The organism is Burkholderia sp. AU31624 (assembly GCF_020420065.1).
Taxonomy (GTDB): Bacteria; Pseudomonadota; Gammaproteobacteria; order Burkholderiales; family Burkholderiaceae; genus Burkholderia.
Genome location: NZ_JAIZRT010000006.1, coordinates 505,455 through 530,406, shown reverse-complemented (window position 1 = coordinate 530,406; position 24,952 = coordinate 505,455). Strand labels below are relative to the sequence as shown.

Annotated in this window: 24 protein-coding genes and 1 pseudogene; 18 read left to right on the top strand and 7 right to left on the bottom strand. The window is 69.9% G+C overall.

Features of this window, described 5'->3' with window-relative positions; genetic code table 11:
• The first annotated feature begins 49 nt into the window (after positions 1 to 49).
• On the top strand, positions 50 to 919 hold the full coding sequence (locus LGM89_RS24245) for a LysR family transcriptional regulator (RefSeq protein WP_089498292.1): 870 nt from the start codon (positions 50 to 52) through the stop codon (positions 917 to 919).
• Positions 920 to 1,006: 87 nt separating this feature from the next.
• A complete protein-coding gene (locus tag LGM89_RS24240) occupies positions 1,007 to 1,432 on the top strand; it encodes a RidA family protein (protein WP_089498293.1) in 426 nt (141 codons plus the stop codon).
• Here the strand turns inward: LGM89_RS24240 and LGM89_RS24235 are convergent.
• Positions 1,418 to 1,612: a hypothetical protein gene (locus LGM89_RS24235; protein ID WP_089498294.1), complete on the bottom strand. Its 195-nt coding sequence runs from the start codon at positions 1,610 to 1,612 to the stop codon at positions 1,418 to 1,420. The two genes, LGM89_RS24240 and LGM89_RS24235, sit on opposite strands and share 15 nt — an antisense overlap.
• Before the next feature lie 190 nt (positions 1,613 to 1,802).
• On the opposite strand from LGM89_RS24235, the gene LGM89_RS24230 reads away from it, so the two are divergent.
• Together LGM89_RS24230 and LGM89_RS24225 are read left to right on the top strand one after the other, a co-directional pair.
• On the top strand, positions 1,803 to 3,014 hold the full coding sequence (locus tag LGM89_RS24230; RefSeq protein ID WP_226274138.1) for a zinc-dependent alcohol dehydrogenase: 1,212 nt from the start codon (positions 1,803 to 1,805) through the stop codon (positions 3,012 to 3,014).
• Positions 3,015 to 3,043: 29 nt separating this feature from the next.
• Complete coding sequence (locus LGM89_RS24225) at positions 3,044 to 3,367, top strand: four-helix bundle copper-binding protein (protein ID WP_226274137.1); 324 nt, start codon at positions 3,044 to 3,046, stop codon at positions 3,365 to 3,367.
• Between the two features lie 9 nt (positions 3,368 to 3,376).
• Here the strand turns inward: LGM89_RS24225 and LGM89_RS24220 are convergent, their stop codons facing one another.
• A complete protein-coding gene (locus tag LGM89_RS24220) occupies positions 3,377 to 4,969 on the bottom strand; it encodes an ATP-binding protein (RefSeq protein ID WP_226274136.1) in 1,593 nt (530 codons plus the stop codon).
• A 275-nt stretch (positions 4,970 to 5,244) separates the two neighbouring features.
• Between LGM89_RS24220 and LGM89_RS24215 the strand changes: the two genes are divergently transcribed.
• The 11 genes and pseudogenes from LGM89_RS24215 to LGM89_RS24165 all read left to right on the top strand — a co-directional run bounded on the left by LGM89_RS24215 (position 5,245) and on the right by LGM89_RS24165 (position 15,066).
• Positions 5,245 to 5,613: a chemotaxis protein gene (locus LGM89_RS24215; protein ID WP_226274135.1), complete on the top strand. Its 369-nt coding sequence runs from the start codon at positions 5,245 to 5,247 to the stop codon at positions 5,611 to 5,613.
• A 187-nt stretch (positions 5,614 to 5,800) separates the two neighbouring features.
• Positions 5,801 to 6,679, top strand: coding sequence for a BON domain-containing protein (locus LGM89_RS24210; protein ID WP_226274134.1), 879 nt, complete (start codon positions 5,801 to 5,803; stop codon positions 6,677 to 6,679).
• Between the two features lie 77 nt (positions 6,680 to 6,756).
• Positions 6,757 to 7,119 (top strand): annotated as a pseudogene (locus tag LGM89_RS37390) (hypothetical protein); the annotation flags it as partial.
• Positions 7,073 to 7,588 (top strand): hypothetical protein, encoded by a 516-nt coding sequence (locus tag LGM89_RS24200; RefSeq protein ID WP_226274133.1) that lies wholly within the window; start codon positions 7,073 to 7,075, stop codon positions 7,586 to 7,588. The pseudogene LGM89_RS37390 and the gene LGM89_RS24200, both read left to right, overlap by 47 nt.
• A gap of 155 nt (positions 7,589 to 7,743) precedes the next feature.
• Positions 7,744 to 8,526 (top strand): SDR family oxidoreductase, encoded by a 783-nt coding sequence (locus LGM89_RS24195; protein WP_226274132.1) that lies wholly within the window; start codon positions 7,744 to 7,746, stop codon positions 8,524 to 8,526.
• On the top strand, positions 8,517 to 9,128 hold the full coding sequence (locus tag LGM89_RS24190; protein WP_226274131.1) for a D-glycero-alpha-D-manno-heptose-1,7-bisphosphate 7-phosphatase: 612 nt from the start codon (positions 8,517 to 8,519) through the stop codon (positions 9,126 to 9,128). Before LGM89_RS24195 ends, LGM89_RS24190 begins: the two co-directional genes overlap by 10 nt.
• On the top strand, positions 9,125 to 10,327 hold the full coding sequence (locus LGM89_RS24185) for a glycosyltransferase family 9 protein (RefSeq protein ID WP_089498301.1): 1,203 nt from the start codon (positions 9,125 to 9,127) through the stop codon (positions 10,325 to 10,327). The genes LGM89_RS24190 and LGM89_RS24185 overlap by 4 nt, the downstream gene beginning before the upstream one ends.
• A gap of 3 nt (positions 10,328 to 10,330) precedes the next feature.
• Positions 10,331 to 12,046 carry a carbamoyltransferase gene (locus tag LGM89_RS24180; RefSeq protein WP_226274130.1) on the top strand — a complete coding sequence of 572 codons (1,716 nt, stop codon included), beginning with the start codon at positions 10,331 to 10,333 and terminating at the stop codon, positions 12,044 to 12,046.
• The gene (locus tag LGM89_RS24175) at positions 12,043 to 13,044 is read left to right on the top strand and encodes a glycosyltransferase family 2 protein (RefSeq protein WP_226274129.1); all 1,002 of its coding nucleotides are present in this window, start codon (positions 12,043 to 12,045) and stop codon (positions 13,042 to 13,044) included. Before LGM89_RS24180 ends, LGM89_RS24175 begins: the two co-directional genes overlap by 4 nt.
• Positions 13,041 to 14,126: a glycosyltransferase family 9 protein gene (locus tag LGM89_RS24170; RefSeq protein WP_226274128.1), complete on the top strand. Its 1,086-nt coding sequence runs from the start codon at positions 13,041 to 13,043 to the stop codon at positions 14,124 to 14,126. The genes LGM89_RS24175 and LGM89_RS24170 overlap by 4 nt, the downstream gene beginning before the upstream one ends.
• Positions 14,116 to 15,066, top strand: coding sequence for a glycosyltransferase (locus LGM89_RS24165; protein ID WP_226205956.1), 951 nt, complete (start codon positions 14,116 to 14,118; stop codon positions 15,064 to 15,066). Before LGM89_RS24170 ends, LGM89_RS24165 begins: the two co-directional genes overlap by 11 nt.
• Positions 15,067 to 15,088: 22 nt before the next feature.
• On the opposite strand, the gene LGM89_RS24160 is transcribed toward LGM89_RS24165, so the two are convergent.
• A complete protein-coding gene (locus tag LGM89_RS24160; protein WP_226274127.1) occupies positions 15,089 to 16,102 on the bottom strand; it encodes a sigma-54 interaction domain-containing protein in 1,014 nt (337 codons plus the stop codon).
• Positions 16,103 to 16,447: 345 nt separating this feature from the next.
• Between LGM89_RS24160 and LGM89_RS24155 the strand changes: the two genes are divergently transcribed.
• A complete protein-coding gene (locus tag LGM89_RS24155; protein ID WP_226274125.1) occupies positions 16,448 to 17,815 on the top strand; it encodes a sigma-54-dependent transcriptional regulator in 1,368 nt (455 codons plus the stop codon).
• A gap of 14 nt (positions 17,816 to 17,829) precedes the next feature.
• Here the strand turns inward: LGM89_RS24155 and LGM89_RS24150 are convergent, their stop codons facing one another.
• Entirely contained in the window at positions 17,830 to 18,753 is a 924-nt protein-coding gene (locus LGM89_RS24150) for a glycosyltransferase family 2 protein (RefSeq protein ID WP_226274124.1), read from the bottom strand.
• Positions 18,732 to 19,442 carry a PIG-L family deacetylase gene (locus LGM89_RS24145; RefSeq protein WP_226274122.1) on the bottom strand — a complete coding sequence of 237 codons (711 nt, stop codon included), beginning with the start codon at positions 19,440 to 19,442 and terminating at the stop codon, positions 18,732 to 18,734. The genes LGM89_RS24150 and LGM89_RS24145 overlap by 22 nt, the downstream gene beginning before the upstream one ends.
• Positions 19,443 to 19,534: 92 nt before the next feature.
• Between LGM89_RS24145 and LGM89_RS24140 the strand changes: the two genes are divergently transcribed.
• Positions 19,535 to 21,865: an ATP-binding protein gene (locus tag LGM89_RS24140; RefSeq protein WP_413227476.1), complete on the top strand. Its 2,331-nt coding sequence runs from the start codon at positions 19,535 to 19,537 to the stop codon at positions 21,863 to 21,865.
• A 31-nt stretch (positions 21,866 to 21,896) separates the two neighbouring features.
• On the opposite strand, the gene LGM89_RS24135 is transcribed toward LGM89_RS24140, so the two are convergent.
• Together LGM89_RS24135 and LGM89_RS24130 are read right to left on the bottom strand one after the other, a co-directional pair.
• Positions 21,897 to 22,943, bottom strand: coding sequence for a UDP-glucuronic acid decarboxylase family protein (locus LGM89_RS24135; protein ID WP_226274198.1), 1,047 nt, complete (start codon positions 22,941 to 22,943; stop codon positions 21,897 to 21,899).
• Positions 22,943 to 24,262, bottom strand: coding sequence for a glycosyltransferase family 4 protein (locus LGM89_RS24130; RefSeq protein ID WP_226274119.1), 1,320 nt, complete (start codon positions 24,260 to 24,262; stop codon positions 22,943 to 22,945). The genes LGM89_RS24135 and LGM89_RS24130 overlap by 1 nt, the downstream gene beginning before the upstream one ends.
• Positions 24,263 to 24,515: 253 nt before the next feature.
• Between LGM89_RS24130 and LGM89_RS24125 the strand changes: the two genes are divergently transcribed.
• Positions 24,516 to 24,929 (top strand): BON domain-containing protein, encoded by a 414-nt coding sequence (locus LGM89_RS24125; protein ID WP_226274118.1) that lies wholly within the window; start codon positions 24,516 to 24,518, stop codon positions 24,927 to 24,929.
• The last annotated feature ends 23 nt before the right edge of the window (positions 24,930 to 24,952 follow it).

The window sequence follows — 24,952 nt, the reverse complement described above, 5'->3', positions numbered from 1 at the left end:
TGGTCGTTCTTGTATATTGAATGTACATTTTTGAACGAAGGTTCATCGCATGGAATGGAGTGATGTCCGGGTGTTTCTGGCGGTCAAGCGGGGCGGATCTTTCGGTGCGGCAGCCCGAAGCCTGGGCGTGAGTCATCCAACGATCGGCCGCCGGATCAAGGCGCTGGAGGATGAATCCGGGCAGGCGCTGTTCCGCAGGACCGCGGATGGGCTGGTGCTCACCGACGCCGGCGATACCGTGCTGAGCCTCGCCGAAGCCATGGAAAACGCCGCGCTGGCGATGGAGCGGCGTCTGGCCGGTCATCACGACCGTCTCGAAGGCATCTTGCGGATATCGTGCGCAGAGTGGTTCGCCGGCTACGTTCTCGCGCCGGTTCTGGCGGAACTGGTGCGCCGTCATCCGGCCGTGGTGCCGGAAGTGATCGCGAGCTACCGATTGCTGAGCCTGTCGCGTCGCGAGGCCGACCTGGCCTTCCGGATCGTTCCTTTCACCGAACCGGACATTGTCCAGCGCCGCATGATGAGCGTTCCGTACGGCCTTTACGGCACGGCGGAAACCGCGCGTGCGTTGCGGCGCGATCCTGCTTCAGTGGGATTGATCGTGATGAATACGGCGCAGTCTCACTTCCCCGACGTCGCCTGGCTGCTCGACAGGTTCCCGCGGTCGCGGCGCGTGTTCACCAGCACGAGCCGAGCCGTTCAGGGCCGGATGTGCGCGGCAGGCATGGGCATGGCGGTGCTGCCGCGACCGCTGGGCGACGCGATACCGGCAGTGCAGCGCATCGAAACGCCGGAACCGCCCCCATCCCGAGACATCTGGGTGGGGTACCACCATGACCTTCGGCATATGGATCGCTTGCGCGCGATGCTCGATATCGCCGATACGATGCTGACCGAATCACCGATTGCCGCGCGCTGAATTGAACTTCGTGGGTGCTCTCGGCCAGATACGGTCATCATCCGCGCCGCGGTGAATGACCGCTTCAATCCTTAACGGGTAAGACACATGACCATCCGTGAATTGATCATCCCGCCGACGATGCAACGTATCGTAGAGCGCGCCGGTTATGTACCGGCCGTGAAGGTTGGGTCCATTGTTTTTTGCGCCGGACAGGTCGGGCGTACCGTTGACCTCGAAGTCATCGCCGATCCCGAAGCGCAATTCCTGGCATGCTGGGAAAATTTGCGCGTGGTTCTGGAAGCGGCTGGGTGCACTTTTGAAGATGTTGTCGATATGACGACATACCACGTGCAGATGGGCACGCATATGCCCGTATTTCGCGACGTGAAGAATCGGGTTTTTCCACGCGGCACATGCGCGTGGACTTCGATCGGCGTGACCGAACTCGCGCATCCCGGCTTGCTGGTCGAGATCAAGTGCGTGGCAGTCAAGCGAGATGCCGCTGCGGCGGGAGCGTCAGCCAATCGCTGAAGGGCGGCCGTTTTCCACGCATTCCCAGCGGTAGGGCGCCCGCGCTGGCGACAGCCGCCAGCCGATACAGCGGTGCCGGACGAACGCGTCGGGGTGGCCGGGCGCGCCGTGTTTTTCGATGTAACCGGGCGCGGCCGCCGCGCGTTCGCGTTGCCCGCCGCCCAGCGGCATGGCGATCATGTCCTTCTCGATGCATTGTCCCAGTCGGATCCCGGCATCGAATCCGCGCGACGATGTCGAATTCGTGGTTCGTGACGGATGAATGCTCTCCGCACCGCGGAGAGCATTCAGGTGATGCCCGTCAGGGCCCACTCCTTGCTCAACGTCCTTCTCGGTAGTTCCGAGAACGTTCGAACAAGGAGGGCCTGACATGAAAGCAGTCGTATTTCACGGTATCGGCGACATTCGCATCGACACGGTGCCCGATCCCGAAGTCACCGACGCGACCGACGCGGTCGTGCGCCTGACGGCCAGCGCGATCTGCGGCACCGACCTGCACATGGTGCGCGGCACCCTCGGCGGGATGAAGCCGGGCACGATCCTCGGCCACGAGGGTGTCGGCATCGTCGAGACGGTCGGGCGCGACGTGCGCAACCTGCGGCGCGGCGACCGCGTGCTGATTCCGTCGACGATCGCATGCGGCAGTTGCGCGTACTGCCGCGCGGGCTACACCGCGCAATGCGACGTCGCGAACCCGGGCGGCCCACGCGCGGGTACCGCGTTCTTCGGCGGTCCGGCCGCGAGCGGCGCGTTCGACGGGCTGCAGGCCGAGTACGCGCGCACGCCGCTTGCGCATGCAAGCCTGATTCGGCTGCCGGATGCGATCGACGACGATCGCGCGATCCTGATGTCGGACATTTTCCCCACCGGCTATTTCGGCGCGCAGCTCGCGGAAGTGAGCGCGGGCGACACGGTCGCCGTGTTCGGCGCGGGGCCGGTCGGCCAGTTCGCGATCGCGAGCGCGAAGCTGATGGGCGCCGGGCGCGTGATCGCGATCGACCGCGTGGCGTCGCGTCTCGAGATGGCGTGCGCGCAAGGCGCGGAGATCGTCGATTTCGCGGAGGACGATCCGGTCGAGACGGTGCTGCGGCTGACGGGCGGAATCGGCGTCGATCGCGTGATCGATGCGGTGGGCGTCGACGCGATGCGCGCGACGCACGGGCCGGCCGCGGCCGATCGCGACGCGGCGCATGCATTCGATGCGGAAGTCGAGGCGATCGCGCCGCACCGCAAGCCGGACGGCCGCAACTGGGTGCCGGGCGACGGGCCGTCGCAGGTGCTGCAATGGGCGGTGCGCGCGGTCGCGAAAGCCGGCACGGTCGCGGTGATCGGCGTGTATCCGCCGGCGGCCCGCGTGTTTCCGGTCGGCGATGCGATGAACCGCAACCTGACGATCAAGATGGGCAACTGCAATCACCGAACGGTGACGCCGCCGCTCGTCGAGCTCGTGCGCAGCGGCGCATTCGACCCGCTGTCGGTGCTCACGCGTTGCGAGCCGCTGACGAATGCGATCGAGGCCTATCGCGCGTTCGACACGCGCGAGCCGGGCTGGATGAAGGTGAAGCTGACGCTGACGCCATGACGATGCCAACCGAAACCGGGAGGACTGCGATGAACGATCCCTATGACAACTGCATGGCCGCTTGCGACGCGTGCGCCCACGCCTGCGATGCCTGTACGGCCGCGTGCCTCGCCGAACGCGACGCGCAGGCGCTGGCCGACTGCATCGCGCTCGACATCGAATGCGCGCAGCTGTGCCGCTTCGCGTCGGGTGCGATGGCGCGCCGCAGTGTGCTCACGCCCAGCGTCTGCGCGCTGTGCGCGCAGGCATGCGACTTGTGTGCAGCCGAATGCCGGCAGCATGCACACGATCATTGCCGCCGCTGCGCGCTCGCGTGTGAAGCATGCGCGGCGATGTGTCGGGCGGTGGCTTGAGCACGGCGGTCACGGCGTGCGGCGAACCCGGCGCGCGACGCGCTGCAGCAGCGCGTCGAGCACGGCTATTTCGACGGGCTTCACGAGGTGCTCGTCGAAGCCTGCGCGTTCGGTGCGCTCCAGGTCCGCCGCGCTGGCATGTCCCGACAGCGCCACGCAGGTCGTGTCGCGCAGCGCGTCGATCGCGCGCAGTTCGTGCAGGAGCGTGAAGCCGTCGACGTCGGGCATCGTGAGGTCGAGGATCATCAGCTGCGGGGCGTAGTCGCGGGCGAGCGCCACGGCGTCGTGCGCGTTGTAGGCGACGCGCGGCGCGTGCCCCTTCACCTGCAGCAGCACGGCGAGCGTGTCGGCCGAATCGCGATTGTCGTCGACGATGACGATACGGAGCGGCGTCGTGTCCGTCTGCGCGGACTTGACCGGCCCGCGCACGTCGCCGCGGGTCGCGCGCGCCATGCGGTCGATCGGCAGCCGTACCGTAAACGTCGCACCTTGACCGGGCCCGGCACTTTCGGCCGAGATGCGCCCGCCGTGCAGTTCGACGAACGTCCGGCAGATCGCGAGACCGAGCCCGAAGCCGTCGGTCGGCCGCCGGCCCGCCCCGCTTTCCTGCTCGAACAGGTCGAAGATGGTTTCGAGCGCGTCGCGCGCGATGCCGACGCCGCGATCGGTCACGCGGATCGCGACGACCGGCCCCTCGATCGTGGCGCCGACGTCGATGCGTCCGCCGAGCGGCGAGAACTTCGACGCATTGTCGAGCAGGTTGTGCAGCACCTGGACGAGCCGCGCATCGTCGCCGTGCAGCGGCACGGCATCGGCCGGCAGATCGACGTGGATGTGCTGCCCGCGCGCGGCCAGCTTCGGCTGGATGCTTTCGACGCCGCGGCACACGATGTCGCGCACGGTAATGGGGCGGTCTTCCAGCTCGAGCTTGCCGGCGGTGATGCGCCCGACGTCGAGCAGGTCGTCGACGAGGCGCGTCAGTTGCGTGACCTGACGATGCACGGCGTCGCGGCACTGCGCGAGCGCGGGTGCCGGGTCGGCCAGGCTCTGCAGCACGCCGACCGAATGGCGCAACGGCGCGAGATGGTTGCGCAGCTCGTGCGCGAGCATCGCGATGAACACGCTGAGCCGGTGCGTCGACGCTTCGAGCTCCTCGAGGCGCTTGCGCTCGGTCATGTCGCGCGTGATCTTGATGAAGCCGCAGAGCTGGTTCGAGTGATCGTGCACGGGCGTGATCGTCACGCTCGCCCAGAACTGCGAGCCGTCCTTGCGCACGCGCCAGCCTTCGTCCTCGAAGTGGCCGTTGGCGGCCGCTTCGGCGAGCCCGAGCGACGGCCGGCCGGCCGCGATCGCGTCGGGCGGATAGAAGCGCGAGAAGTGGTGGCCGACGATCTCCGCGGCGCGATAGCCCTTGATGCGCGCGGCCCCCGCGTTCCAGGTCGCGACGTTGCCGTACGGGTCGAGCATGAACACCGCGTAGTCGGTGATCGACTCGACGACCGTCTGGAACCGGAACTCGGCGAAGCGGTGCAACAGGTCGCGCGCGTCGGATTGCCCGAGCGGCGGCGGAGGCGAGCGAGGATTGAGGTCGTCTTTCATCATCGGAGCGGCTTGTCGAAGACGGGCGGGCGAGCGCCGCCCGGCCGCCGTCGGGGGGCCGGCGGCGGCGGTACGAATCGGATTGGCACCCCCGAAAGCATAAGGGAACTCAATTCGGCTGATCAATGAGCGCGCATCGGTTGTGCCGATCGCCATCCCGGCCGCGCGCAATCGGTTCCGGTGCGCGGGGCGGCACGCCGATTGCACGCGTTTGCATTCCGCCGGCCGTGCCGCGTTGGCCGGCTGCCCGCGGCCGCGAGCCTTGCAAGGAGATCGACATGAACAGCACGCTGAACCCCGACAACGAACCGGCCGAACCGGACGACGACAATGCCGGCCGCGGCCGCGACGGCCGCGCCCTGGGCCCGAGCGATTCGTCAGACAGCGGCAGCGACACGGCCGGCGCGCGGCGTCATCCTTTCGACGTCGATTCGCCGCTCGACGAACACGCGCTCGAACGCGGCGATGCCGCGCTCGACAGCGATACGGACCGTGCGGGCACCGGTGAGCGCGCGTCGGCGGACGGCGATTCGACGCTCGATGAAGGCATGGACATCAAGCCGGACCGCACCGAGCGGCTGAGCGAGCCCGGCGGCACGACGGAACCGGAGGACGGGGACGAAGCGGGCGATGACGGCACGCCGTGACGCCCGGCACGCAAAAACTGCAATCGCATTGCAGATTCTCGCGTCCGGCAGCCAATCGGCGTCGCCAGGCGCGCCGGTCTTCCATCGGCCACGACATCGGCACGCGACTTGCATCCGAGCTGACCGACGCGCGCCGTGACACGGCATGGGGCCGTGCGCGGCGCAGGCGCGATCAAGGAGGGACACGATGCAACGACGATATCCCGGACGGCACGGCGAACGCGGTGGCCCGCCCGACTGGCAGGAGCGCAACGAACGCGCAGCCCGAGGCGCCGGCGAGCGCGGCATCCCGGACGATCCGGCGCGATGGCCCGACGCGGGCGACGAGTCGGCGTACCGCCGCTTCGCGAGCGAGGACGTCGGCCCGGAAGATTGGGGCAGCGAATGGAGCGAACGCGCGGCGCGGCCGGTCGGCCAGCGGCGCGGCGGGGCCGATGCGGGCTGGCAGGGCGACTTCCCGCGCCAGCCGGCGCGCGAACGCGATCCCGGCTACGGCGAACGCGACTATCACGCGCAGGGCCGCGACTGGCGGGAAAGCCCGTACCGCGGCGTTCCCCCGGAGTTTCGCGGGCATCACCGGATGGGCGGGTACGACCGCGACCGCGCCTATGGCGATCCGCGCGACGATGCGCGCTACCGCGGCGACGCCCCCGACTTGTCGCGATTCGGCAGCGACGCCGAACGCGACGCGCTGCGCAATCGTCGCGGGCCGAAAGGCTATACGCGATCGGACGAGCGGATCCGCGAAGAGGTGTGCGAGCGGCTCGCGCATGCGCTCGACATCGACGTGAGCGACGTCGCGGTGCAGGTGCAGGACGGCCGCGTCGAACTGGACGGCACGGTGCCGGCCCGATGGATGAAGCACGGCATCGAGGACCTGGCCGATGGCTGCATGGGCGTGCGCGACGTCGAGAATCGCGTGCGGGTGCGTCGTGACGAGGGCGAGCACGATTCGGGGATGGTGCTGCATCCCGACCAGCGCACCGTGACGCCGACGCAGCCCGCCGTACTCGATCCCGAGCCGGGCACCGTCGGTCGCGACCGCGAGCGCAAACCGCACCACTGAGCGCGCGTGCACGAACCGGCGCGCCCCAAACCGCGTCGCGCACGCATGATCACGGGAACCGACGATATGCCGCTCGGGCAGTGCTCGTGATCGTCATCGGCACGTGCGGCGGCGGTTTCGTCACATTCGCGATCGATGCGGCATGCACGGCCGTGTTTGCGCGCCGGCGGATGCGCTGCCAGCGGCGTGTCATTCGCCCGATCGACGCCGCGCATGATCGAGAAGGCTGCGCGCAGCCTGAGGGCCTGGCGCTGTCCGGCCACGCGCTCGACCGCGACCGCGACCGCACGCGCGCGGTCGAGGCCGGTTTCCACGCTGACCTGACCCAGCCCGCGGCAACGGCCGACCGGATCGCGCCGTTGCGCGCACTCGCATTTCCCTCTGGAGAAACCCATGTCCCACCCGCCACCCGAAGCGCTGACCGGCCGCCGCGCCGGTAGCGCGTTCGTCGACCGCCAGACCGCGGTCGCCGCGGTCGAACTGCTGCTGCCGAGCCTGTCGGCCGCGCTGCAGAGCGACTTCGTCGGCGACAGCGGCTGCCTGCACATCGTGATCATGGATCCCGCGCTCGGGCCTCGCGACGCGCCGTTCGAGGACGCGATCCTGTACGAGTTCTCGTTGCCCGACCCGAAGGACTGGGATGCCGACTACCGTGCGTATGCGCGCGCGAAGGCGCGGCTGTCGTGGGAAACGGGCCGCGACGGCCACGTCGTGCAGGCACTGGAGCCGTACCGGCTGCGCGCGGGCGATACGAACCTGTGGGGCGGGGTCGCGCTCGGCGGGATCGTGGTCGGCGTGTCGGGCGCGCAACCGTGGTTCGACGAGGCATTCGCGGGCTGCATCGCGCACTGCCTGCGTGCGCTCGCGAAGCGCCGCGCGCAGGCGACGCCGGACGCGCTGGCGATCTGAGCGCGGCCGGCCGGGGCGGTTTTTACAGCACGTTATAAAAAAGCCAGCGATGGCGTGCCGGCGCGCGAGGCGGCACGGGTGCCGGCAAGCCGGCACGGTTCTCGCTGCATCTCCTGCATCGACGCTTGTCGCGACAAGCGTCACAGCCAGTCCGGATGCGTCCGGACGTTCGCAAGGAGGTGCAGGTGAACGACGTCAAACACGATTCGACCCAAGCGCCGCTCGCCGGCCGCGTCGTGCTGGTGACCGGCGGCGGCCGCGGCCTCGGCGAGGCCATTTGCGAAGACCTGGCGCGGCACGGTGCGCACGTGGTGGTCGCCGATCTCGACGGCGACCGCGCGGCCGCCGTCGCGCAGCGGCTCGAACGGCACGGCGGGCAGGCGATCGGCCGGCCGCTCGACGTGCGCGACGAGGCGTCCGTGCTGCAGGTCGTGCACGACGCGCGGGAAGCACTCGGCGACCTCGACGTGATCGTCAACAACGCGGCGATCGACGTGACCGCGCCGATCGACGACGTGAGCGTCGACGCATGGCGGCAGGTGCTGATGACGAACCTGCTCGGCCCTTACCTGATGTGCCACGCCGCGGTGCCGATGATGAAGGCGCGCGGCACCGGGCATATCGTCAACATCGCGTCGACCGCGTCGAAGCGCGCGTGGCCGAATGCGTCCGCCTATCACGCGACGAAGTGGGGGCTGCTCGGCCTGTCGCATGCGCTGCATGCCGAACTGCGGCCGGCCGGTGTGAGCGTGTCGGCGATCGTCGCGGGCGGGATGCGCACGCCGTTCCTGCTCGACCGCTTCCCGGACATCGACGCGGACACGCTGCAGCCGGCGGAGAACGTCGCGGCCGCCGTGCGCTTCGTGCTGATGCAGCCGCCCGGCACGGTGGTGCCGGAAGTGATGGTGCTGCCGATGAAGGAGACGTCATGGCCCTGACGCGCGAAAGGGGGTTGCCCGGCGCCGTGCTGATCGACAAGGACGGCACGTTGCTCGACGACGTGCCCTACAACGTCGATCCGGCGCGGATGCGCCTCGCACCGGGCGCGGCACGTGCGCTGCGCACGCTCGGCGCGACCGGCATGCCGCTGGTGGTCGTCTCGAACCAGCCGGGCGTCGCGCTCGGCCGCTTTACCGAAAACGAGGTTGGCGCGGTCCGCCGGTGTCTCGCCGAACTGTTCGAAGCAAACGGCGCGACGCTGGCGGATTTTTTTTACTGCCCGCATCACCCGCGGGGCAGCGTGCCGGCCTATACGGTTGACTGCGTCTGCCGCAAGCCGCGCCCCGGCATGTTGCGTCGTGCGCTGGCCATGCTGGGCGTCGTCCCCGAATGGAGCTGGATGATCGGCGACATCCTCGACGACGTCGCGGCCGGGCGCGCCGCGCGTTGCCGCACGATCCTCGTCGACTGCGGGCACGAGACCGAATGGCGCACCGGCGCCGCGCGATCGCCGCACCACATCGTCGATCGCGTCGACCGCGCGGCCGACATCGTCGCGCGCGAAGCCGTGCGGCGGCACGGCACCTGGGGCCGGCGATGAACGCCGCGTGGCGTCGCGCGCGACGCATCCTCTGCGTGCGGCTCGACAGCGTCGGCGACGTGCTGATGACGACGCCCGCGTTGCGCGCGCTGAAGGAAAGCGGCGAGGGGCGCCGGCTCACGCTGCTGACGTCACGCACGGGCGCCGCGCTGGCGGCGCACCTGCCGATGGTCGACGACGTGTGGACCTACGATGCGCCGTGGGTCAAGCACCCCGACGTGCGCGGCGATCCGGTCGCCGATCTCGACATGATCGACCGGCTGCTGGCCGGCCGTTTCGATGCGGCCGCGGTTTTTACCGTCTACAGCCAGAATCCGCTGCCCGCCGCGATGATGTGCTGGCTGGCGGGCATTCCGCTGCGGCTCGCGCATTGCCGCGAGAACCCGTACGAACTGCTGACCGACCGCGTGCCGGAAAGCGAACCGGAGTCGCACGTGCGGCACGAGGTGGCGCGGCAGCTCGCGCTCGTGCGCGCGATCGGCGCCACGACGTCGAACTGGCGGATGGCGTTCGAGCCGGGCGACGCGGCGCGGCGTGCGGTGAGCGCGCGGTTGCAGGCCACGGTGCAGCGCATCGGCGGCCCGCGCCGGCCGGGCGCGCCATCCGCGCGCTGGCTCGTCGTGCATCCGGGCGCGAGCGCGGCGTCGCGTCGCTGGCCGGCCGAGCGCTTCGGCGAGGTGGCCGCGAGCGTCGCGCCGCTGTTCGACGGCATCGCGGTGACGGGCAGCGAGAGCGAGCGCGCGCTGGTCGACACGGTGTGCGCCCGCGCCGGCCCGCGCGCGGTGCCGTTGGCGGGCGTGCTGTCGCTCGGCGAACTCGGCGCGCTGATCGAGACGGCCGACCTGCTGCTGTCGAACAATTCCGGCCCGGTGCATCTCGCGGCCGCGCTCGGCACGCCGGTGGTCGATCTCTATGCGCTGACCAATCCGCAGCACACGCCGTGGCGGGTGCCGCATCGGGTGCTGAACGTCGACGTGCCGTGCCGCAACTGCTACCGCAGCGTGTGCGATCAACCCGGCCATCCGTGCCTGCGGGAGGTGAGCGTCGACGATGCGGTCGCCGCCGTGCACGCGCTGCTGCGCGGCCGTATGCGCCATGCGCGGCGGGCGGCCGTGCGGGCCGCCATGCAGGGTGACGGACCGGTCGACGCGAGCCCGTCGAACGTGATTCCGTTCTCGCCCGCCATCACGAGGAGCTGACGCATGCCCGAACCGATCCATACGCTCGGCATCAATGCCGCCTTTCACGACAGTGCCGCGTGCCTCGTGCGCGACGGCATCGTGATCGCGGCCGCCGAGGACGAACGCTTCACGCACGTGAAGCACGCGAAGCGCCCGGTACCGTTCTCGACCTGGGAGCTGCCCTACCATGCGATCGACTACTGTCTCGCGGAGGCCGGCATCGTGCTCGCGGACGTCGACCACGTCGCGTATTCGTACGATCCGTGGTTCGAGCTCGACCGCGACACGGCCGAGCCGTCGCTGACCTTGCCGCTTTCGCCGTCGGCCCACGCGCCGCGCAACGGCGGCGCGTCGCCATGGCATCCGCTGTTCCTGTCGTCGATCGTGAACGCGCCGCGCCAGCTCGCGGACGGTGCGCCGCACCACCTGCAGCGGCGTTTTCGCGGTGTCACGCACGACGGGCCGTTCCGCTGGCATTTCGTCGAGCACCATCTCGCGCACGAGGCGAGCGCGTTTCTCGCGGCGCCTTTCGCGCGCTGCGCGGTGATGACGATGGACGGGCGCGGTGAGCGTGCGACGACGAGCTACGGCGCGTTCGACGGCCGGTCGTACCGGCGGCTCGGCCAGGTCAACCTGCCCCATTCGCTCGGGTTGCTGTACGAACGCGTGACGCGCTACCTCGGCTTCCTGCATTCGTCCGACGAGTACAAGGTGATGGCGCTCGCGTCGTACGGCAAGCCGGTGTTCGCCGACGCGATGCGCAAGCTGGTGCGCTATGACGGCGACGGACGCTACGCGATCCTCGACGGCGATCTCGTCGCGCTGTTCGGGCCGCATCACTGCGATATCGCGCATGCGTTGCAGCGCGTGCTGGAAGAAACGGCATTGCAGGCGGTCGACTGGCTGGCCGCCGGCACCGGCGAGCGGCAGCTCGCGATGGCGGGCGGGGTCGCGCTGAACTGCGTGATGAACGCGAAGATCCGCGATCGCGGCCCGTTCGACGACGTGTGGGTGCAGCCGGCCGCCGGTGACGCCGGCACCGCGCTCGGCGCGGCGCTGTGGACCGACTTCCGGATGCGCGGCGAGCGCGGCGTATGGCGGATGGAGCATGCGTATCTCGGGCCGTCATACGGTGACGACGCGATCGAGGCGTTCCTGAAGGACGCGCAACTGCCGTACCGGCGGCTGGCCGACGTCGCCGCGCAAACGGCCGCGCTGCTCGCGGCGAACCGCGTGATCGGCTGGTTCCAGGGGCGCATGGAGTTCGGCCCGCGCGCGCTCGGCGCACGCTCGATCCTCGCGTCGCCGACCGATCCGGACATGCAGCGCAAGCTCAACCAGATCAAGGATCGCGAGGACTTTCGGCCGGTCGCGCCGGTCGTGCTCGAAAGCAAGGCGCATCACTGGTTCCGCGGCGGACGGCGCACGCCGCTGCGCGCGCCGTTCATGCTGTTCGTGTACGACGTCGCGCCCGGCGCCGAAGCGACGATTCCGGCCGTGCGCCATATCGACGGCACCGCGCGCGTGCAGACCGTCGACGAGGCCCAGCACCCGCTGCTGCACGCGTTGCTGACCGAGTTCGACGCGCTCACCGGCGTACCGGTGCTCGTCAACACGTCGTTCAATACACGGGGCGAGCCGATCGTCTGCTCGCCGCGCGACGCGCTCGAATGCTTCTGGACGTCGCCGCTCGACGCACTCGTGATCGGTTCGTTCCTGCTGGAGAAACCGAGATGAACGCGCGCGATACGCAACGGCCGCCGGTCGTGTCGGTCGTCGTGCCGACCTACCGGCGGCCCGACCTGCTCGAACGCTGCCTCGACGCACTGTGCGTGCAGGTGTTCGACCCGACGACCTACGAGATCATCGTGGTCGACGACGACGCCGCCGGCAGCGCGCGGCCCGTCGTCGAGCGGTGCCGTGCGCGCGTGACCGACGTGCCGGCGATCCGCTACATGACCGCGCCCGCCACGCAGGGGCCGGCCGGTGCGCGCAACGTCGGCTGGCGCAGCGCGTGCGGCGCGTTGATCGCGTTCACCGACGACGACACGATTCCCGATCCGGCGTGGCTGCGCCACGGCACGGCCGCGTTGCTGGCCGAACCGTCCGCGTCCGCCGCCGCGGGCCGCATCGACGTGCCGTTGCGGCCGCACCCGACCGACTACGAACGCGACGCGGCCGGCCTCGCGCATGCGGAATTCGCAACCGCGAACTGTTTCGTGCGGCGCGTGGCGCTCGAACGGGTCGGCGGCTTCGACGAACGCTTCACCCGCGCCTGGCGCGAGGACGCGGACCTGATGTTCGCGTTGCGCGAACACGCGGGGCCGATCGTCGACGCCGGCGCGGCGTGTATCGTTCATCCGGTGCGCCCCGCGCGCTGGGGCGCGAGCATCGGCCAGCAGTCGAAGGTCTATTTCGACGCGCTGCTGTACAAGAAGCACCGTGCGACCTACCGCCGCCATATCCGGCCGGTGCCGCCGTGGCACTACTACGCGGCGGTGCTCGCCGCGCTCGGCGCGATCGTGTGCTTCGCGGCCGGGTGGCCGGCGCCGGGCGCGGCGTGCGCGGCGGCCTGGATCGTGATTACCGCGGCGTTCTGCGTGAAGCGCCTGCGCGGCACGCGGCTCACGCCGTCGCACGTGGCCGAGATGATCGTCACGTCCATCGCGATTCCGCCCGTGTCGCTGTACTGGCGCATGCGCGGCGCGCTTCATTTCCGGGTCTTGTTCCTATGACGACCGAACCTGCCGATTTCGAGCGTGTGCGGCGCCCGACGCGCATCGCGGTGTTCCGTGCGCTGCAGCTCGGCGACATGCTGTGCGCGGTGCCCGCGTTGCGCGCGCTACGGCGCGGCGAATCCGACGCGCGGATCACGCTGATCGGGCTGCCGTGGGCGCGCGAGTTTGCGTCGCGTTTCTCGGACTACCTCGACGGTTTCATCGGGTTTCCCGGTGCGCCGGGGCTCGACGAACAACCGGTGCCCGACGCAGCCGCCCGTGAAGCGTTCATCGCCGAATGCCGCGCGCGGGATTTCGACCTCGCGATCCAGCTGCACGGCAGCGGCACGCACACCAACGCGATCGTCGCGTCGCTCGGGGCCACGCGCACGGCTGGCTTCGTCCCGGCCGACGGTGGCGCGACCCGGCTCGACCACACGCTCGCGTGGCGGGACGACGAGCCGGAAGTCACGCGTTACCTGGCGCTGATGCGCGCGCTCGGCTATGCGGCATGGGGCGACTACCTCGAATTCCCGCTCGGCGGGCTGGATTACGCGTTGTGGCACGTGCTGTGCGACGAGCATGCGCTCGATCCGGGGCGCTACGTGATCGTGCATCCCGGTGCGCGGATGGCGTCGCGGCGCTGGCCGGTCGAGCGGTTCGCGCTCGCCGCACGGCAGCTCGCCGACGACGGCTGGCAGATCGTGTTGACCGGCACGCGTGCGGAACGGGCGCTGGCCGATACGTTCGCCGAGCAGCTCGCGCGGCCCTGCGTGAACCTGTGCGGCCGCACGCCGCTCGGCGCGCTGGCCGCGCTGATCGGACGCGCACGGCTGGTGCTGTGCAACGACACGGGCGTGTCGCACGTCGCGGTGGCGCTCGGCACGCCGAGCGTGGTCGTCGCGTGCGGCAGCGACACGGCCCGCTGGGCGCCGCTCGACCGCGCGCGTCATCGCGTCCTCGCGAACTATCCGGCGTGCCGGCCGTGCATGTTCGACACGTGCCCGTATGGGCACGAATGCGCGATGGCGATCGGCGTCGGCGACGTGATCGAGCGGGCGGGCGAACTGCTGGCGGAGGAGAGGCGTCATGTCACGTAAGCGGCTGCGCGTGCTGACCTGGCACGTGCATGGCAATTACCTGTATTACCTGTCGCAGGCGCCGCACGAGTTCTTCATCGTGACGAAGCCGCACGATCCGCCCGGCTATGCGGGCCGCGTCGGGCACCTGCCTTGGGGCGACAACGTGCACGAGGTGCCGGCGGAGTGCGTGCGCGACACCGCATTCGACTGCGTGCTGTACCAGCATCAGAAGCATTACGAGCACGACCGCCTGCGGCTGCTGAGCGACGACCAGCGTGCGTTGCCGACCCTGTTCGTCGAGCACGATCCGCCGCGCGGGCATCCGACCGATACGCTGCATCCGGTGCAGGATCCGAACGTGCTGCTGGTGCACGTGACGCCGTTCAACGCGCTGATGTGGGACAACGGCGTGACGCCGACGCGGGTGATCGAGCATGGCGTGCTGATGCCCGACCACGTCGCGTATCACGGGACGTTGCCGAAAGGCGTGACGGTCGTGAACAACCTGGCGCGCCGGGGGCGTCGGCTGGGCGCCGACCTGTTCGAGGCCGCGCGTCACAGCGTGCCGCTCGAACTGGTCGGGATGGGCTCGGCCGAGCTCGGCGGGATCGGCGAGGTGCCGAACCCGGCGCTGCCGCATTTCCTGTCGCACTACCGGTTCTTCTTCAATCCGATCCGCTATACGAGCCTCGGGCTCGCGGTGATCGAGGCGATGATGATCGGGATGCCGATCGTCGCGCTCGCGACGACCGAGATGGCGCTGCTCGTCCGGAGCGGACGCAACGGCATGGCCGATACGCGGCCGGCCGTGCTGATCGATGCGATGCGCATGCTGATCCGCGATCCCGATCTCGCACGCGAGTGGGGCGCCGCCGCGCGACGCGACGCGTGCGAGCGCTTCGGCATCGAGCGGTTCGTGCGCGACTGGGACGCGGCGTTGCACGACGTCGCGACCTGAGCCGCACGCGTGCCGCGCGGGCTCAGGGCGTCGGTGCGTCGGGCGGGTTCGGCACGTTCGACGTGCCGGTTCCGCGAAACGCCTCCCGTTCATGTTCGGGCAGGAGCGCGAGCCGGTTGTACAGCGTCTTCAGGCTGATGCCGAGCGCTTTTGCGGTGCGCGGCTTGTCGCCGTTGAAATGCCGCAGCGACGCGACGATGAAGCGCTGCTGCGTGTGCGCGAGCGTCGTGCCGATATGCAGCGTGATCGCGTTGTGACGACATTCGTCGCGCGGCGGCGCACGGCGCGGCAACTGCAGCTCGATCTGCTCGTCGGCGAGGATGAACGCGCGCTCGAGCGTATTGCGCAGCTCGCGCACGTTACCGGGCCACGTATAGGCGCGCAACGCCTTCATCGCCTGCAAGGACAGCCGCTTTCTCGTGCGGTGCCGCGCGTTCAGCCGCTCGACGATCTGCAGCGCGATATCGTCGACGTCGTCCTCGCGCTGCCTGAGCGCGGGCACGTGCAGCGCGACCGTCGCGATCCGGTAGAACAGGTCCTCGCGCAGCCGCCCGCTGCGCACGGCCTCGACCGGGTCGTGATGGGTGGCGGCGACGATCCGCACGTCGAGCGGGATCGATTCGTGGCCGCCGACCCGCACGATCGTGTTCGACTCGAGCGTGCGCAGCAGCTTGACCTGCAGCTCGGCCGGCATTTCGGCGATCTCGTCGAGAAACAGCGTGCCGCCGCGCGCGGCCTCGAACATGCCGACGTGCTGCGCGACGGCGCCGGTGAAACTGCCTTTCTCGTGACCGAACAGGTGCGATTCCGCAATGTCGTGAGGAATCGCGCCGCAATTGACGGGAACGAACGGCCCGCGGCGGCGTGGGCTCATGTCGTGCAGGAGCCGCGCGACGATGTCCTTGCCCGCGCCGCTTTCGCCGACGATCAGCACGCCGACGCGCGTGACGGCCACACGCGACACCTTCAGCAACAGGGTCTGGATCGTACGCGAGCGGCCGAAAAGCCGCATGCCGTCATCGACGGATTTCGACATGGTGTGATATCGAGTGGGAAGATTTGACCGAATGCGTCGAGACCAGGTGAAAAAATGACGTGGCATGCGTCACCGTTTTCCTATACCGAGAATACCTGTTATGCCGGCGATGAGACATTGAATCTGCAATGCGGGCCGCGCGGCCGGATAGATTTATTCGATAGGCGGAGATTGCAGGACACCATTCTTCTATACTGCTAAGCGTTGCATCCCGGGCAGGAACGCTCGCCCGTCCGATCATGCGCAGCGCGGCGCGTGCCGCCGCGAAACGAGGCGGAGACGGTGCGCTGCGCGTCCGTCGCGGTTCCGGCCATGCAGGGTCGGGCCGCTTCACGAGGAGCCTCGATGCCCTATGTCCTGATCGTCGAAGACGATGCCGATACACGCACCATGCTTGCGACGCTCGCCCGCACCCAGCAGCTTGCCTGCGATACGGCCGCGACGCTCGAGGAAGCGCGCACGCTCGTGTCGACGCATACCCCCGATCTCGTGCTGTGCGATCTCGTGCTGCCGGACGGCAACGGGATGGACCTGTTCGATGCATTGCCGAAGCGCGCGCACTGCGAAATGGTGCTGACCACCGGCCACGCGAGCCTCGAAACCGCGATCGACGCACTGCGGCGCGGCGCGACCGACTACCTGGTGAAGCCGCTGAACATGCAGCGGCTGAACAGCATCTTCGCGCGCGTGCCGCGCACCACCGCGCTGCATGAAGAGATTGCCGAACTGCGCTCCGAACTGCAGCGTCTCGGCCGCTTCGGCCGCATGCTCGGCAGCTCGCCCGCGATGCAGACCGTCTACGACGCGATCGGCCGGGTCGCGCGCACCGAGGCATCGGTGCTGCTGACGGGCGAATCGGGCACCGGCAAGGAGCTGGCCGCGCAGACGGTGCACGACCTGAGCCTGCGCCGCCGCGGCCCGTTCCTCGCGGTGAACTGCGGCGCGATTGCCGCGAACCTCGTCGAGAGCGAGATGTTCGGCCACGACCGCGGCAGCTTCACGGGCGCGGAGCGACAGCACAAGGGCTTCTTCGAACGCGCGGACGGCGGCACGCTGTTTCTCGACGAGATCACCGAGATGCCGCTCGAGTCGCAGGTCAAGCTGCTGCGCGTGCTCGAGACGGGGCGCCTCACGCGGCTCGGCTCGACGCGCGAGATCGACGTCGACGTGCGCATCGTCGCGGCGACCAACCGCGACCCGGAGGCCGCGATGGCCGACGGCAAGCTGCGGCCCGACCTGTTCCACCGGATCAACGTGTTCCCGATCCCGCTGCCGTCGCTGCGCGAGCGCGGCGACGACATCCCGATGCTGGCCGATGCGTTCCTGCAGCGCTACAACGAGGAAAGCGGCCGTTCATTGCGCTTCTCGCCCGCCGCGCGCGACGCGCTGAAGACGTATGCGTGGCCCGGCAACGTGCGCGAGTTGCGCAACTTCGTGCAGCGCGCGAGCATCTTCAGCGATACGGACCTGATCGATACGCTGCCGCCGCCGATCATGGACGAGTTGTCGAGCATGGTCGATTCGCATGACGATCGCGTCACCGTGCCGTTCGGCACGCCGCTCGAGGAAGTCGACCGCAAGCTGATCCTCGGCACGATCGCGCAATGCGGGGGCGTGAAGGCGCAGGCGGCCGAGGTGCTCGACGTCAGCCTGAAGACGATCTATAACCGGCTCGCGCAACTGGACGACGATGCGGGAAAACCGGAATCCTGATGGCGCCGCCGCGTTCATGCTCCGTCGCACGCATCCGGACGCGTATCGCGCTCGAGCTGGCGGCGCATGCGTTCCACGTGCGGCGGGATCGTCCGGCGCTCACGCAGGATCCACGCCAGGCCCGCGAACGTGCGCGCGAGCATGCGCTCGCGCCACAGGCGCGGCAGCAGCCGCACGGTCTGCCGCAGCGCGGCCGGGGCCGGCCACCTGAGCCAGGCGGTCCATACCGCGTTGCGGGTGGTCACGCGTGCGCGCGTGCGCGCGTCGCGCTGCGGCGACGGGTCATGGTGAACCGTGAGGCGCGGCGCATAGACGAGCCATCCGCCGGCGCGATACAGGTCGAGCGCGAGCAGCGCTTCCTCGCCGCCGAGAAAGTAGCGCGGATGGTAACCGCCTGCCTGCATGAACGCGTCGCGCCGGAACGCCGTCGCGCCGGCCAGCAAGCCGAGGATCGGGCGGCCGGGCAGCGTGACGGGCGCGTCGAGCGGGCTGTCGGCCATCAGGCGGCAGGTCGGGTCTTCGCGCTGGTTAGCGCCGACGAGCACGCGTGCGGTGACCGCCGCGACGTGCGGATACGCGTCGAGCAGGTCCGCCGCTTGCTCCATCGAACCGGGCGCCCACCATGTGTCGTCGTCGCAGAACGCGACGTGGCGCGTGCGGGCGACGGCCACGCCGAGATTGCGGCCGGCCGCGCCGAGATTGACGGGCGCCTGCACGAGTACGACGTGCGGAAAGCGGTGGCGGATCAGCGCGGCGGTGTCGGCTTGCGCGGCATTGTCGACGACGACGATGACGGGCCGGTCGGGCAGCGACGAGAGCCGGGCCAGCGTGTGCGCAAGTCCGGCCGGTCGTCTGAACGTCAGCACGATGGCGGTCACGCGCGGTTCAGGCGGCGGCGCAACGTGGCGCGCGGGGGTTACGCGAACGTGACGTCGCATTCGAGCCGCCAGTACGTTTCGGGTTCCTTGAGATCGGCGCGCATATGAGGATCGAACAACGCAATCTGGCTAGCATACGCGGCGACCGCGTCGGCTTTCGCGGCGATGGCTTCCGCGCGGTCGCAGGCCGGGGCGCCGGCCGGATGGGCGATCCAGCCGCGCTCGCGCCAGCCGCTCACGCGCCGGGCCATCAGCCCCGCGATCCGGCGGTACGGGACGTCCTCGTAGAAGCGCCACGTGCGCGCCGCGTCGGGCGACGCGCGTGCGCGCTCCAGCAGCGACAACGCGGCTTGCTGCACGTGCAGATGATCGCGGTGGAACAGGCCGGCCGGCGCGAGGACACCGAACCCGGCGTGGGCGTCGATCTCCTGTGCCACGCGCGCGGCAATCGCGGCCGATGCGGCGGGCGTGCCGTATTGATCGTCGAGAAAGTCGAGCCAGACCGGCCGCGCGTCGAGCCGGGCGAGCGCGCGCCGGTCTTCGTCGCGGCGCGCGCGCACGGCTTCGCCGGCGCGCTGGAAACCTGCGCGGCGATCCCACGGCGGCGCCAGCGCATCGCGCGGCGGAATCCCGGCGAACACGGTGACGACGATCGAACCGGGCGCTGCCGCAAGCAGGCGCCCGCAACTGAAGACGGCGTCGTCCAGATGCGGCGAGACGACGAGCCAGCGTGTCGGGGCAGGCGTCACGAGATGATCTCCCTGGTGGATGGCCAGCCGGGCGAGCAGGCATCGTGCCCGGCCGTCGTGGCCCCGAGGGCGCCCGGATGCGCGCGACAGGAATGCGTCCGATGATTGAAATGACCCATCCGCGCGCCGGCAATTACGTGATGGCAGCGATGCTGGTCGCGATCGCGACCGTGCTGCAGGCGCTCGCGATCCGTTTCGGCGGCGTGAACCTGCCGTTCGTGCTGTATTACCCGCTGCTCGCGGCCGCGGCATGGGCGACGTCGTTCCTGTTCGGTGTCGTGTCGACCGTGGCCAGCGGCATACTCGTGTGGACGTTGTTCCTCTCGGATCCCGCGGCCTATACGCAGCCGTTGCCCGCTCGGCTCGTCCAGCTCGGCACGTTCATGATGGTCGGCGTGCTGGTGTGCGCGCTCGCGGCGATGCTGCGCCAGACGCGGCTCACGAACGATCGTGCGCGCCGGCGCGAGGCGGCCGCGCGGCAGCGGCTCGAAGCCGTGTTGCAGGCGCTGCCGCACGGTGTGATCGCGGCCGATGCGAACGGGCGGCTCACCTACCTCAACGCGGCCGCGGCCGCGCTCGTCGGCTGCCGGCCGGAAGACGCGACGGGGCGGCCCGCGCGCGACGTGCTGCGGATCGTCGACCACGCGGGCCGCCGCGTGCCGACGACCCCGCTCGAACGCGCGCTCGGCGGCGCCCATGCGACCTCCGACCGGCACTGGCTGCAGGCGACGGAGGGCGGCGATCCGGTACCGGTCGTCGAGGTCGCGTCGCCGCTCGGTGACGCGCACGGCAACATCGACGGCGCGGTGATGATCGTGCGCGACGCCAGCGCGGACCGCGCGCGGGTCGACGCGTCGCGTCTTCAGCAAGCGGTCGTCGACGCATCGCCCGACGCGATCGTCGGCGTCGACGGCGAGGGCCGCATCGTCAGCTGGAACCCGGCCGCGCAGCGGATTTTCGGCTACGACGAAGACGACGCACGCGGCCGTTTGCTCGATACCCTGGTGGCGATGCGCTGGCTGCGGCGCAGCCCGCTCGCCGAATCGTTCGACGACCTGAGCGACGCGGTCGGGCCCGTCGAACTGCTGTGTGTCCGGCGCGACGGCCGGCGGTTTCGTGCGACCGTGTCGGCGCGCCGGTTGCGCGGCGACGCGGTCGCGACCATTGCGCTGTCACTGACGCTGCACGAGACCGGTGCGCGGCGCCGCCATGACCTGCGCGCGCAGCGGTCGCTGCAGGGGGCGCGCGATGCGCGCGACCAGGCCGATACGTCGAACCGGTTGAAGGACGAACTGCTGGCCACGGTGTCGCACGAACTGCGCACGCCGCTGAACGTGATCTACGGTTGGGTCGAGGTACTGCGCAATTCGGTCGACCACGCGCTGCAGCGTCAGGCGATCGATGCGATCGACCGCAGCGCGCGCTCGCTCACGCGGATGGTCGGCGACATTCTCGATGCGTCGTCGCTCGCAACCGGCAAGCTGCGGCTCGACGCGGCGCCGGTCGACCTCGCGCGGCTGTTCTCCGACTCGGTCGGCACGTTCCAGACAGCCGCGTCGTCGGCCGGCGTCATGCTCGAATTCGCTTGCGGGTCCAGCACGTTCATCGTGTCCGGCGACGCCGAACGGTTGCGGCAGATGCTATCGAACCTCGTGTCGAACGCGCTCAAGTTCACGCCGGGCGGCGGCAGCGTGCATGTCGGGCTGGCGCGCAACGGCACGCACGCGGTGTTGACCGTCGCCGATACGGGGCAGGGGGTCGCGCCCGAGTTCGTGCCGTACGTCTTCGACATGTTCCGTCGCGCGGACGATTCGCCGGCGTCGTCGCGGCGCGGGCTCGGCCTGGGGCTGTCGATCGTGCGGCATATCGCGGAGCTGCACGGCGGCACCGTGACGGCCGAAAGCGCGGGCCGCGATCTCGGCTCGACGTTCACGGTGACGCTGCCGGCCGGCTGGCAGCCGGCCGGCGCGATGGCGTGGGGGCTCGCGCAGGCGGGCGACCGTCAGGCGCCGCTCGGGCTCGCCACGCAGCGGATCCTGATCGTCGACGACGACGCGACGACGCGCGCGAGCCTGACGGCCGCGCTGACGACGTTCGGCGCGGCCGTCACGGTCGCGTCGTCGGGCCGCGAAGCGCTCGCGATGGCCGCCGGGCTGCAGCCCACCGTCGTGCTGTCCGATCTCGCGATGCCGGACGGAGACGGCTTCTGGCTGCTCGACGCGCTTCGGCGCGGTGCGGGCAATGGCGACGGCGACGGCAACGGCGACACGCGGAACTTGCGCGTGCTTGCCGTCACCGCGCACGCGGGCCCGGCGGATGAGCGCCGAGCCCTCGAGGCCGGCTTCGACGGCTATCTGTGCAAGCCGGTCGACGTGCGCGAACTGGCGCACAAGATCATGCTCGTGACGAAGCGCGACGACTGACGGACGGCGCGCGCCGGATGCGCCGGCATCGTCACTGCGCCGGTGCCGGGCGGCGCGGCATATCGGCCTGCGCGAGCAGGTGCGACGCGATCTGCGTGCTGCGCACGAGATCGCCCGGTTGGTGAAGCGCGGCCTGCCGATGAATGAAGTACCGGACGGTACGCGCGAGCCCGGTGGCGAGCGGCGTGGTCGCGCGCCAGTCGAGGCGCCGCTGCGCGGCTTCGAGGTTCGGCCGCCGCTGGCGCGGATCGTCGGACGGCAGCGGCCGGAACTCGATCGCGACCGTCGCGCCGACGATCCGCACGACTTCGCGCGCGATGTCGAGCATCGCGATTTCGGCGTCGCTGCCGAGATTGACCGGTTCGCTCGCGTCGCCCGGCTCATTCATCAGCCGGATCAGCGCGTCGACCATGTCGTCCACGTAACAGAACGAGCGCGTCTGCCTGCCGTCGCCATAGACGGTCAGCGGCGCGTCGGCGAGCGCCTGCGTGATGAAGTTCGACACGACGCGGCCGTCGGCCGGATGCATGCGCGGGCCGTACGTGTTGAAGATGCGCGCGATCCGCACGTCGACGCCGTACTGGCGGTGGTAGTCCATGAACAGCGTTTCCGCGCAGCGCTTGCCTTCGTCGTAGCAGGCGCGCAGGCCGACCGGGTTCACGCGGCCGCAATAGTGCTCGTGCTGCGGGTGGACGTCGGGGTCGCCGTACACCTCGCTCGTGGACGCCTGCAGGATGCGCGCCTTCACGCGCTTCGCGAGACCGAGCAGGTTGATCGCGCCATGCACGCTCGTCTTGGTCGTCTGGACGGGGTCGCGCTGGTAGTGGACGGGCGACGCGGGGCACGCGAGGTTGTAGATCTCGTCGACCTCGACATAGAGCGGAAACGTCACGTCGTGCCGCATCAGTTCGAAGGTCGGCGCGTCGAGCAGATGCGCGATGTTGTCCTTCGCGCCCGTGTAGAAATTGTCGACGCACAGCACGTCGTGGCCGTCCGTCACGAGGCGTTCGCACAGGTGCGAGCCGAGGAAGCCGGCGCCGCCGGCGACGAGCACGCGTTTGCGATCATGGCCCTTCATCATGCGTTCTCCTTGCGATGGGCGAGCGCGCCCGATGTGATCGACACGGGCGTGCGGCGACCGGTGCCGGCCGACGCGCCGGCGCTGCGCGGCCGCGCGACGTCGCGATAGATGTCGACCAGCCGGTCGGCCACGCCTTGCCAGGTATAGAACCGGTGCGCGCGCAGGTAGCCGGCGCGTCCCAGCGCCGCGCACAGCTCGGGTTGCGCGCGCAGCTCGACGAGGCGCGCGGCCAGCGCGGCGGGATCGCGCGGCGGCACGAGATAGCCGGTCTTGCCGTCTTCCACCGTCGTGCGGATGCCGCCGACGTGGCTGCCGATCACCGGCGTCGCGCAGGCCATGGCCTCGACCGGCGTGATGCCGAACGGCTCGTACCACGGGGTCGTGACGAACACGTCGGCCGCGCTGTAGTACAGGTGCAGCGTGTCGCGGTCGCGCCGGCCGACGAAGGTCACGCGATTGGCGATCCCCAGGTCGTGCGCGAGGCCCGCGAGGCGGGCGAGTTCCGGGTCGCGGGCCGGGTCGGGTGTGGCCTGGCTGCCGCCGACGATATAAAGGTGGGTCGGCCGGCGCGGGTCGCGCGGCATGCGGGCCAGCGCGTCGATCACCGTGTCGATGCCTTTGCGCGGCACGAGGCGGCCGAGCTGCAGCACGACGAAGGCATCCTGCGGCCAGCCGAGCTGCGCGCGCGCATCGATGCGCGGCGTCGGCCTGAGTTCCCGCACGTCGAAGCCGCACGGCACGATCTCGATGCGCGCGGCGTCGGCGCGATAGTGCGTCGTCAGGTCGAGCGCATCCTGCGGGCATTCGGCGATCACGCGGTCCGAACGGCGCGCGAGCGTGTCCTCGATCGCGAAGCGCGCATCGGGGAAACCGTCGGCGTCGCCCTGATGCAGCCGGCGCACGCGGCCGAGTGCATGGAAGGTCGTGACGAGCGGGATGCCGAGCTGCCGCTTCACGCGCAATGCCGCGTCGCCCGACATGAAGAAGTTCGCGTGCATCACGTCGACCGGGTCGGGCTCGCGCCGCATGCGCGCGACCATGCCGTCCGCGAACGCGACCATGTACGGCAGCAGCCGCTCCTTGGGTACGTCGGTCGGTGGCCCGGCCGGTACGTGGATCACGCGCATGTGCGTGCCGATCGGCACGACTTCCGGCAGGTGCGGATTGTCGCAGCGCGTATAGACGTCGACGTCGAGGCCGCGCTCGGCCAGTTGCTTCGCGACGTTCGCGACGTAGATGTTCTGCCCGCCGGCATCGACGCCGCCGATCACCCCCAGCGGCGATGCGTGCTCACTGATCAACGCGATTCTTTGCATGGTGTTGCTCCCGGTATCGGGGCCGCGTGGATGGGCCGCCGTTGCCGGTGGTTCGGCAAGCAGCGTACCCGGTGCATTGCCCGCGAAGCCCCCCGTCGGAATACCGAAAAAATTACAACGGGTTGGATGAAAGGGCGTCTGATCGGGCGAACCCGCGGCGGCGGCGCACCGGCACCGCGCCGGCACCGAGGCACGCGACTTGCGCTGTCCCGCTCACCCGCCGGCTATCCCGGCTCGACGAAAGGAGGTCACGATGAAGGCATTCCCGCTGCAAGTCCGTTCCTTGAGGATCCGTCGTCGCAACGCGATGCGCGCCGGCATGGCGATCGCGATCGCCGCCACCACGACGTGCGCGGTGATCGCGCCGAATGCGTTCGCCGCCGGCGACGACAGTGCCGCGTCCACGTCAACGTCAACGGCGTCGTCGTCGCATACGACGACCGGCACCAAAATTCGCGATGCCACGATCACGACCAAGGCGAAGGCCGAGCTGGTCGGGACGAACGGCCTGTCGTCCGGCGACATCCACGTGAAGACGCGGCGCGGCATCGTGACGCTCACCGGCAGCGTGCCCGAGGAGGCGCAGCGCACGCAGGCCGTCAGCGTCGTGAAACAGGTCGACGGCGTGCAGGACGTGCGCGATCAGTTGACGATCCGGGCCAAGTGACCGCGGCCGCGCCGCACAAGGAG